This is a genomic window from Psychroflexus salarius (genome assembly GCF_900129035.1).
Classification (GTDB): Bacteria; Bacteroidota; Bacteroidia; order Flavobacteriales; family Flavobacteriaceae; genus Psychroflexus; species Psychroflexus salarius.
On record NZ_FQTW01000003.1, the window covers coordinates 273361 to 283648 of the forward strand.

Annotated in this window: 9 protein-coding genes; all 9 read left to right on the forward strand. The window is 33.0% G+C overall.

The window, feature by feature from the left end; genetic code table 11:
* Genes BUB82_RS06020 through BUB82_RS06060 form a run of 9 tightly spaced genes read left to right on the forward strand, consistent with a single transcriptional unit; the run spans position 1 to position 9611 of the window.
* Positions 1 to 912, forward strand: a complete 912-nt coding sequence (locus tag BUB82_RS06020) for a GT-D fold domain-containing glycosyltransferase (RefSeq protein WP_073192703.1) — start codon at positions 1 to 3, stop codon at positions 910 to 912.
* Positions 902 to 1972, forward strand: a complete 1071-nt coding sequence (locus BUB82_RS06025) for a glycosyltransferase (protein ID WP_073192704.1) — start codon at positions 902 to 904, stop codon at positions 1970 to 1972. The genes BUB82_RS06020 and BUB82_RS06025 overlap by 11 nt, the downstream gene beginning before the upstream one ends.
* Positions 1938 to 2975 carry a glycosyltransferase family 2 protein gene (locus tag BUB82_RS06030; RefSeq protein ID WP_073192705.1) on the forward strand — a complete coding sequence of 346 codons (1038 nt, stop codon included), beginning with the start codon at positions 1938 to 1940 and terminating at the stop codon, positions 2973 to 2975. Before BUB82_RS06025 ends, BUB82_RS06030 begins: the two co-directional genes overlap by 35 nt.
* Entirely contained in the window at positions 2975 to 4855 is a 1881-nt protein-coding gene (asnB, locus tag BUB82_RS06035; RefSeq protein WP_073192706.1) for an asparagine synthase (glutamine-hydrolyzing), read from the forward strand. The genes BUB82_RS06030 and asnB overlap by 1 nt, the downstream gene beginning before the upstream one ends.
* Complete coding sequence (locus tag BUB82_RS06040) at positions 4848 to 5972, forward strand: glycosyltransferase family 4 protein (protein WP_073192707.1); 1125 nt, start codon at positions 4848 to 4850, stop codon at positions 5970 to 5972. The genes asnB and BUB82_RS06040 overlap by 8 nt, the downstream gene beginning before the upstream one ends.
* The gene (locus tag BUB82_RS06045; RefSeq protein WP_073192708.1) at positions 5972 to 7051 is read left to right on the forward strand and encodes a CapA family protein; all 1080 of its coding nucleotides are present in this window, start codon (positions 5972 to 5974) and stop codon (positions 7049 to 7051) included. Before BUB82_RS06040 ends, BUB82_RS06045 begins: the two co-directional genes overlap by 1 nt.
* A gap of 7 nt (positions 7052 to 7058) precedes the next feature.
* Complete coding sequence (locus tag BUB82_RS06050) at positions 7059 to 8342, forward strand: phenylacetate--CoA ligase family protein (protein WP_143185653.1); 1284 nt, start codon at positions 7059 to 7061, stop codon at positions 8340 to 8342.
* Positions 8343 to 8957 carry a sugar transferase gene (locus BUB82_RS06055; RefSeq protein ID WP_073192710.1) on the forward strand — a complete coding sequence of 205 codons (615 nt, stop codon included), beginning with the start codon at positions 8343 to 8345 and terminating at the stop codon, positions 8955 to 8957.
* A gap of 3 nt (positions 8958 to 8960) precedes the next feature.
* Positions 8961 to 9611 carry a NeuD/PglB/VioB family sugar acetyltransferase gene (locus BUB82_RS06060; RefSeq protein ID WP_073192711.1) on the forward strand — a complete coding sequence of 217 codons (651 nt, stop codon included), beginning with the start codon at positions 8961 to 8963 and terminating at the stop codon, positions 9609 to 9611.
* The last annotated feature ends 677 nt before the right edge of the window (positions 9612 to 10288 follow it).

Consider the following 10288-nt stretch of genomic DNA (forward strand, 5'->3'; position numbering starts at 1 on the left):
ATGAACTTACAATACGGCTCGTTTTTTAAATACCCACGTAAGGCATTCAAACATTTATTAAGTTCGATCTACCCGCTGATTATCAAATTATACCCGCTCCCGAAAATCAAAAGTATTCCTGAAACTATAGATAAAATCTTAGCTGATCAATGTTCAATATGCCGTTTTGGGGATGGAGAATTACTATATGTGTCAGAAAAACGTTCATTACCTTTTCAAAAACAAGATACGAGATTAAGAAACTATTTTATCGAATTGCTAAATTCAGACCATAAACATATTTTGATTGGCTTACCTGTAGGTTTCTATTCGCTTAGCAATTTAAAATCTGATAGCAAAACGACGTGGAGAGCAATTATTTCTTGGACCTACCCTGGGGTGAGAAAGTACTTAAATCCATCAAAACAATACTATAATGCAAGTATGACAAGATTGTATATGGATTATCAAGACACCTCTCATTCCAGTGCATGGTTTAAAAAAGTGCGTTCCATTTGGAATAAACGAGATATTTTATTAATTGAAGGAGAAAAAAGTCGTTTAGGTGTTGGGAATGATTTATTTAATAATGCAAACTCTATAAAACGGGCGTTAGGGCCAGCGCAGAATGCCTTCGATCAATTTGATAACTTATTAAATTTTGCATCGCAACAAGATAAGAACAACCTGGTTTTACTGGCTATGGGGCCAACAGCAAAACCATTGTGTTACGAATTGGCATTGCAAGGTTTCCAAGCTATAGACATAGGAAATTTAGATGTGGAATATGAATGGTTTTTAAGAGGGGCAACGGAAAAAATTAAAATACCAGGGAAATATACAAGTGAAGCTAAAGAAGGTAGAATAGTAGATGATGTCCAGGATGAAAAATATAAATCGCAGATTATAGCTAGGTTTATCAATGAAAACTAAACCTAAAGTGTTTTTTATAGCACCTGCATTGTCTATGGGTGGTATGGAGCGTGCCTCTGTAAACACAGCGAATGGTCTTCATGACCAAAATTGTGAAGTGATTTTTCTGAGCTTATTCAAAAAAGAACACTTCTTTAAACTAAACCCAAAGATTAAATTAATTGAGCCTGAAGGATTTAACATAACTAGCCTATCCTTTATGAAATCAATTTCTTGGATTAGAAAAGAAGTGAAGGCGTATAAACCTGATTCTGTTATAGTCTTCAATAAGTTATACGGTGCACTTGTAGCATTAGCTCTTAAGGGTATAGATATCCCTTTTTATTTATCAGAACGTTCAAGCCCATTATTTCATTGGAAATTTCCGTTTAATATCATCAATAAGGTAGCTTATGAAATTAACCCACCTCAAGGGGTAATAGCACAGACTCAGATTGCGGCAGATTATCAAAAGAAATATTTTAAAAAATCTGAGGTAAAAGTGATACCAAATATTCTTCGTAGCATAGAAGTGTTCCCGGAAATTCAACGGGAGTATCATATTCTTGCCGTAGGACGATTAAATGATTATTTGAAAGGCTTCGATTTATTGTTGGAAGCCTTTACATTACTAAATAATCAAACCTGGGAGCTACATATAGCTGGCGGTGATGAAAATGGAGAAGCGCTTAAACAACAAGCCTCAAAACTAGGTATTAGCGATAGAGTGAAATTTTTAGGAAAAGTCAAAAACATAGATCCTGTTTATGCAAAAGCAGGTTTGTTTGTAATCCCATCACGAAGCGAAGGCTTTCCAAACGCCCTTGCTGAAGCAATGGCGGCAGGTTGCTGTTGTGTTGCGTTTGATTTTATAGCTGGTCCTAGAGACATGATTACTGATAATAAAAATGGAGTGATTGTCCCTGAAGGAGATATAAGAGCTTTAGCAATAGCTATGGATGACTTGATCAAAAATGCCAATAAAAGGCATACACTTGGTGAGAATGCTCAACAAATAAAAATTAAATTAAATCAAAAGGTAATAATTGAAAGAATCAAACAATTTATTAATGCAAAATAAGCCATTAATTTCGGTTATTGTGCCAGTCTATAATGTAGAAAAATATGTTTCAGAATGTATTGAGTCGATACTAAGGCAGAGTTATAAAAATGTTGAAATTATAATTATTGATGACGGATCGACAGATGGGTCTGGAAATATTTGTCAAGAATATGCTAGCTCAAACCTAAGAATTAAACTTTTTAGATTAAAAAATAGTGGTGTAGGTATGGCAAGAAATTATGGCATTAATCAAGCGACCGGAAATTATGTATATTTTTTAGACGCAGATGATTTTATTGATAAAAATTTATTTCAAGACTTATTTCGCTTTATTCATAAAGATTATGATATTATACTTTTTGGTTACAATAAAATAAGTGAGAAAGGAAAGTTTCTCAGATCACAAAACCCGAAAAGTGAAGAAACTGATAAACTTCAAGATAATAAAGACTTATTGGCTCAAAACATGCTTTATGGTTGTGGTTTAGCAGTTTGGGATAAGATTATAAAACGATCACTTATAATTAAGAGCAATATTTATTTCGATAGAAAAAAAAGAGGACAGGATTTTACGTTTGTAATTAAATTATATGCTAAAACAAAATCAATAGTTTCCATCAACAAACCACTCTATAACTATCGGATTATATTTGGAAATAAAAATAAGTTCGATAAAGATATTGTTATCAATCACATAAAAAACTTTGAACTACTTTCTAATTTCTTTTCAGATAATACAGAAATTCAAAATAGATTTTTATCTAAAATTTTTTCAACTTGGTTTTTTAAGGTTGTTCCTATGCATATTTCAAAAACTCAAAAAATACCTTTTGAAACTAAAATATATTTTATGACCAATATGTTTAATAATGAAAGCCTTATAGAGTTTTTAATAAAAAACAAAATGAAATCAAAATTTGAAAATGTAATGAAGTATTTTTTTTTAAAACAAAAACTTACCCCATTTTTTTTATTCGGTATATTATTTGGTTTTGCTCGAGTATTAAAATATAATAAATAATGTGTGGAATTTTCGGTTTTATTTCTAAACAATCATCTCAAGCTGAGCTCAAACAGACCACCAGTTGTTTAACTCAACGCGGTCCTGATGCTTCAGGCTATTATTATTCAAGCCCTGTAGGTTTAGGGCATCGCAGGCTTTCTATTATTGATTTGGAATCTGGTGCTCAACCCATGCATAGTGCCGATGGCCAGCAAGTCTTAGTGTTTAACGGAGAGATTTATAACTTCTTAAAAATTAAGCAGGAACTCCAAGATTTGAACTTTGAATTCACGACCACAAGTGATACCGAAGTGATTCTAAAAGCTTATCAGGCTTGGGGTTTTGAAGGCTGTTTAGAAAAGCTGGAAGGTATGTTTGCCTTTGCGCTTTGGGATTACAACATAAAAAAACTCTTGATAGCTCGAGATCGCTATGGAGAAAAACCATTGTATTACATAAAAAATGAAAAAGGAGTCTATTTTGCCTCGGAGTTAAAAGCTTTAAAACCCTTTGCCGATATAAAAGCCATCAGTAAAAAAGGCTTGAACTTATTTTTTAGCTTGTCATACATTCCAGCACCTTTTACAATTTATGAAAGTGTATCTAAGCTCGGGGCTGGAGAATACATGGTCGTTGATTTAGAAGAAAGAGTTTCCATAAACAACTATTATAATTTAAAAGCTGTGGTTAAGTCTGGGAGATCAAAACAAAACTCAGATTATGAGCAAGCCAAAGCTCAACTGCGTCAACTTTTATTTGAATCAATAGAAAAGCGAATGATTTCAGACGTTCCTTTAGGCTCGTTTTTAAGTGGTGGCATCGATTCCAGTATTGTGTCTGCTATCATGGCAAAAGTGTCCAAGACACCTATTAAGACATTTTCTATTGGCTTCAAAGAAAAAGCCTATGATGAGAGTGAAAGGGCTGCCTTAGTTGCCAAACACATTGGCGCAGAGCATACGCTACATGTATTAGGACATGAAGATTTGTTAGCAGTCGTTGACGATACGCTCAACTATTTTGATGAACCCTTTGGTGATTCATCCGCCATCCCTTCGATGATGGTAGCCAAAAAAGCCAAAGAAAAGGTAACAGTCGTTCTGACGGGCGATTGTGCTGATGAGTTATTTGGAGGCTATGAAAAATACTTGGGTAAACATTATGCTGATAAGTACAAAACCTACCCTAAGGTGATGCAAAATATGTTGAAGTGGGGCGTTAATAAAATTCCACACACCAACGCAACTAACCATACACTCAGAAAAATCAAGAAAGTCATCCAGTCAGCGGAGGTTTCACCCGAAGAACGCTATTTAAAATTAGCATCATTGGGCTTTTCACCTACGTATAAAAAGCAGCTCTTGACAAAAGAGTTGAATGCTGAGATTTCAGATGATATCCTCAGTCATTTTAAGAACTTAGGGGAACAAGATGAGCTCTTGCAAACATTTTATAGTGATGTTAAATTAGTCTTGGAAGGCGATATGTTGACAAAAGTAGATCGAGCATGTATGATCAATTCCTTAGAAGCTCGTGTCCCTTTTTTAGATTCTAAAATTGTCAACTTTTCCTTTCAATTACCCCACGAGTTCAAAATCAAAGGCATCAACAAAAAACGAATTTTAAAAGAAACTTTTGCTGACCTACTTCCTGAAGAAACAATGAGTTTCAGTAAAAAGGGCTTTGGAATTCCCATTCGTTTGTGGTTTCAGAATGAATTAAAATCAGAATTACTAGAATTGCTAGAAGATTCATTCATTGAAGAGCAAAACTTGTTTAATAAAAATTATATCCATCAACTTATACAAGAACACATGTCGAATAAAGAGAATCATTCGTCTAAATTATGGCAGTTGTTCACGTTTCAAAAATGGTATAAAAGTAATTTTAATGCGTAAAAAACTTATTTTAGGGGTTACGGTAGGTGGTAGTTCTCGTTTATTAGATGGTCAGGCAAAATATTTTAAAGATCTTGGCTATGAAGTCTATTTAATATCTCAAGACCATTTCAAAGAACCTATTTTTTGTCAAAAAGAAGGCATAACGCATCTACCTGTAAAAAGTTTAATGGCCGATATTCATCCGCTAAAAGACATCAAAGCATTATTTCAAATTATCAAACATTTTAAAAAAGTAAAACCTGATATAGTAAATCTAGGCACACCTAAAATAGCCCTTTTAGGAATGTTGGCTGCTAAATTGTTAGGAGTCAAAAAGAGAGTATATACCTGTAGAGGTCATCGCTTTGAAACAGAAATGGGCTTTAAACGTAAAATACTCCTAATGATGGAAAAGCTCACAGTTTGGTGTGCACATGAGGTCATTTATGTAAGTAAATCATTAAAAGAAAAAGCCAAACAAAACGGATTAGAAAATCCAAAAAAATCGAATTTAATTGGCTTGGGGAGTAGTAATGGTGTAGATGTATCCGCATTTAACAGAGACGCAATTAGCGAGTCTGATAGAAATAAACTTATAGAAAAATATCAACTTCAAAATAAATTATGTATTGGCTTTGTTGGCCGAGTAAGTTTACACAAGGGCGCTTATGAATTGGTAGAAGTATTTGATAAGTTATATAAAAAGAATAAAGATATACGACTGATTATGATGGGGCATCGAAAATGTGATCCTAAATTTGATGATTATATTCAGAACCATCAAGGTATTGTGTTGATTCCTTTTCAAGATAATGTGCCTTTGTATATGTCTTTATTTGATATTTTTGTCCTACCATCTTGGCGCGAAGGATTTCCGAATGTGCCTATTCAAGCGGCCGCTATGGGGTTACCTGTTGTGGTGAGTGATGCAACGGGCTGCGTAGATGCTGTAAATCTAAATGTAAATGGATATATATTTAAAACTAAAGACAAAACAAGTCTATACAACATGTTGAATCATCTTGTCTATAATCAAAAAGAAAGACAATTACTTGGGGTAGAAGGTGAAAAATGGGCTCAGAATTTTAATCAATTAAATGTCTGGTCAGGTATAAATAAAATATACTCAAAGTAATGCTTATATTTGGTGATTTAGCTGTTCCAAATGAATTTCATTCAAATAAGTTACAAAGCTTTTTTGATAAAAATGAAGCTTTATTTAAGGGGAAAGCTAAAGTGTTTAACCTTGAGGGTTTGCTTTCAGATACCCGTTCAGAACTAGATACTGAGGTAGTAATATACAACCATAGTTCTGTTGTTGATGTATTGGCATCAAATCAAACTAAAGTAACCTGTCTTGCGAATAATCATACCTTAGATATACCAAACAACTACGATAAAACACTTAAAAGTTTAAAGGCTAAGAATATACAAACAGTTGGTTCAACAGATCAAAATTTGAATACTAAAAGTTCATGGGTTTCTTGGTGGGAAGATGGTAAACAAGTTTTTCTTCATAATTCCTGTTGGAGTTTTTTGCTTTATCATCAAAAAAATCCGGCAGACAGAGGTATCTATATTAATGAAATACAAGAAAATAAAATAATTCAGGAAGCGAAGAAGATTAAATCTAAGTATCCAGAATCTGTTTTAATAGCTTATTTTCATTGGAGTTTTGATCTTGAAGTATTACCATTTCCTTCTTACAGAAAGTTTAGTCATAAGCTTGTTGATGTCGGTGTAGATTTAGTTGTAGGTTGTCATTCGCATTGTATTCAACCAATTGAAAAATATAAGGGGAAAACAATTGCTTATGGGATTGGTAATTTTTATTTTCCTAACGGAACCTATATGAATGGAAAGGTTGTATTTCCTGAATGGTCACAATACTCACAAGTTATCGATTTTAACATAAAAACAAAAGAAATAAAAATTCACCACTTCAAAGGTGTAGGTATTAATAAAGAGTACAATTTAAAGTACCAAAGTTCTTATAGTCCAAATAACGTCAGGCAAAACCAAAATTTAAGTCATTTCACTGATAAAGAGTATGCTAATTATTTTAAAATAAATAGAAGGAAATCCAAATTAATGCCTATTTTTTATGAATATGATAATAATTTAATCAATAAAATAAAATATACATACTTAATCTATAGAGCTAAACTAGCAAGGAAACTTGCTGAAATTGGTCTCAGAAAATGGCAGAACTAATCAGAAAATGAGAAACTATATTTTAAAATCTAAGGATAAACTACTTAACAAAGGTCGTATTTTCTCTAAAGTTGAAGAGTTAAAAAGTTACTACAATTCGTCTAATTTTAATAACCATAAAAACGATAAACTTAATGCATTATTAAGATATGCAGTAACTAATTCAAGCTTTTATACATCTTACGCTAAATATAAAAATTTTGATGAGATACCCGTCTTAAAAAAAGAGCATATAAAGGAAAACTATGAAAAATTTATCTCAAAAAACTTTGAGAAATCAAAGTTATATACTGGAAGTACAAGTGGTTCAACAGGCTCGCCACTGAGGTTTTTTTATAGTCAACAAAAAAAAGATATCAGGCAAGCGGAATTGATATTCTTTAATAAATGGGCTGGTTATGAAGTTGGTATGAAGCACGCTTTAAATGCGATAGGCTCATACAAAAGTAAGTTAAAACTATTCCTGCAGAATGAATATTTGATAGATCCTTCAAAAATTGACAAGCATTTTTTAATAGCTTTCAAAAAGATAATTGTTGATAAAAATGTTAAATTTTATATTGGCTATCCTTCAGTAATACGTGAAATTGCTTCATATTGTCAGCAACTTAAACTTACACCTAAAGATTTTAGATTAAAAGGAATAATCTCAACCGGTGAACCGCTAGATGAATATACAAGGGAATTAGCACAAAATATATTTGGTTGTAAAGTCTTAAGTAGATATTCTTCCCTAGAGTTTGGCGTACTAGCTCACGAATGCAGTGAAGAAAATAGCTTTCACCTTAATGATGTTGACTACCATATTGAAGTCTTTGACTTAGAAAAAGATATACCTTTAGAAAAACCTGGTGTAGGTCGTTTAATTATTACAGATTTATATAATTATGCATTTCCTCTTATTCGTTATGAAATAGGTGATTTAGCAGAAATTAGTAAATTAAACTGTAAATGCGGGAAAAATGGTAGAGTATTAAAATCATTAAATGGGAGAATTGTAGATAGTCTTATAGATTCAGAAGGCAGAAAACTATCATATGGTCATATCAATATGCTGATGTTTCCTTTTCAGGATAAAGTTGAAAGGTTTCAGTTTGTTCAAGAATCTTTAACAGAGATAAATCTAAAAATTCAAACTAAAGCTAATCCAAACCAGTTTAATGATCTACGTAGCCATTTAATAAATGAGTTTGGTAAAAAAATTAAGCTACATATTAGTTTTGTTACTTTTATCGATGCTTTTAAATCAGGAAAAAAGCCTTTTATAGTAAACAAGGTTTTAAAGAATTAAATGAAGAATTCTTATAAGAACATTTTAAAGCCTTTAATCGATTTTACAGCAGCATTGTTAGGTGTATTGATATTGAGTCCTGTATTGTTGATTGTTGCAATTCTATTGACGCTCCAAAACAAAGGGACACCTTTCTTTTTTCAAACACGACCAGGCAAAGATCAAAAAGCTTTTCAAATCATCAAGTTCAAAACCATGACCGATGAAAAAGATAAAGACGGTAATTTGCTACCAGATGTGAAACGTATAACCAGCTTAGGAAAAGTGATCCGTAAATTGTCTATCGATGAATTGCCACAACTGATCAATGTTTTGAAAGGAGACATGAGTTTAGTCGGCCCACGACCATTATTATTTAAATATATTCCGTTGTTTTCCAAAACCCAATTGAGAAGACATGAAGTAAGGCCAGGCATTACAGGTTGGGCGCAAGTGAATGGAAGAAATAGCATCAGCTGGACTAGAAAATTTGAATTGGATGTGGAATATGTCGATAGAATATCAATAGGTTTAGACATTAAAATATTATACTTAACAGTATTGAAAGTTGTAAAAAGCGAAGGCGTGAACCAATCAGAAGCCAGACCGATGCAACCTTTTGATGGAACGAATTAAAATATGAAATCAGTACAAAATCAACTTATCATCATAGGCGCAGGTAGTGTGGGAGGACATATCGCTTCCAATCTAAACCTATATTTTAAAGAAGATATTGAAGTTTTATTTTTAGACGATGATAAGTCTAAAATAGGACGAAATTTTTGTGATGCAAAAGTGGTTGGTAATATCAATACAATTACAAAATATCCAAAAGATATAATGGTTGTTGTTGGAATTGCCTTTCCGAAAATAAAAAGAAAAATCATTTCGAAATTAATAACTAAAGGCTACAATAATTTCCCAAGCTTAATTTCAACAAAAGCATGGATTTCAAATAATGTGAAAATAGGAAAAGGGGTTATAATTTACCCAGGTTGTACGATTAATTATGCAACCCAAATTGATGACTATGTTGTGATGAATATGAATTGTGCAATAGGCCATAATTGCATAATAGGCAAATTTGCTAGTTTGTCTCCTAGTGTTAGCTTAGGTGGCTTTACAGTTATTAAAGAGAATGTCGAGCTAGGTATAGGTAGTCAAACTTTGCAAAATTTGACCATAGGGACAAATTCAATCATCGGTGCAGGATCTGCAGTCACAAAATCAATACCACCCAATTGCACCGCCGTAGGCATTCCCGCAAAACCCATTAAGTATCATAATTAAGCAGTCAATAAATAAAACAAAACACGCCTCCTCACCACAGGGATTTTTTATACCCATCAAAAACGAATACCGAGTTGCATTCAATTTATTTTAGCTCAAATGAAGTCAAGATTTAATAAGGTATTTGAACACAACAAAACCATGAACAGATAATACATCATAGGCAACGATTCACGACTCACTACTATTCCACTACACCATTACACGAATAATCGAAACCACAAATAGCCGAATAACCGACTCACGACTCACTGAGAACAGACAACCGACAACACCTCTTCAACACCAGTCAACCAGTTACCTACAACCGAGATCTACCACTATACTACTATTCCACTACACCATTACACGAATAATCGAATCAACAAATAGCCGAATAACCGACTCACAAATCACGACTCACTGAAAACAGAAAACCGATAACTGTTAACAGAAAACGACTCACGCTTCACCATTCACGCTTCACAATTCACTATTCACTGAAAACCGTTAACAGACAACGATTCACGACTCACGCTTCACCATTCACGCTTCACTACTATTCCACTACACCATTACACTAATAAGTAAAAAAGCGCCTAATGTCACTCCCTGATATAGGTTGACCGTTTTAAACCCATTTTAAAGATGATAAAAAGCGGAAAGCGTTTAGGGCCCCGAAAGATTTATTCAGAAGA

Excerpts from the sequence above, each read along its gene's own strand:
- BUB82_RS06020 (WP_073192703.1), top strand. The coding sequence starts at position 1 with ATGAACTTACAATACGGCTCGTTTTTTAAATACCCACGTAAGGCATTC.
- BUB82_RS06025 (WP_073192704.1), top strand. The coding sequence starts at position 902 with ATGAAAACTAAACCTAAAGTGTTTTTTATAGCACCTGCATTGTCTATG.
- asnB (WP_073192706.1), top strand. The coding sequence starts at position 2,975 with ATGTGTGGAATTTTCGGTTTTATTTCTAAACAATCATCTCAAGCTGAG.
- BUB82_RS06040 (WP_073192707.1), top strand. The coding sequence starts at position 4,848 with ATGCGTAAAAAACTTATTTTAGGGGTTACGGTAGGTGGTAGTTCTCGT.
- BUB82_RS06045 (WP_073192708.1), top strand. The coding sequence starts at position 5,972 with ATGCTTATATTTGGTGATTTAGCTGTTCCAAATGAATTTCATTCAAAT.
- BUB82_RS06050 (WP_143185653.1), top strand. The coding sequence starts at position 7,059 with ATGAGAAACTATATTTTAAAATCTAAGGATAAACTACTTAACAAAGGT.
- BUB82_RS06055 (WP_073192710.1), top strand. The coding sequence starts at position 8,343 with ATGAAGAATTCTTATAAGAACATTTTAAAGCCTTTAATCGATTTTACA.
- BUB82_RS06060 (WP_073192711.1), top strand. The coding sequence starts at position 8,961 with ATGAAATCAGTACAAAATCAACTTATCATCATAGGCGCAGGTAGTGTG.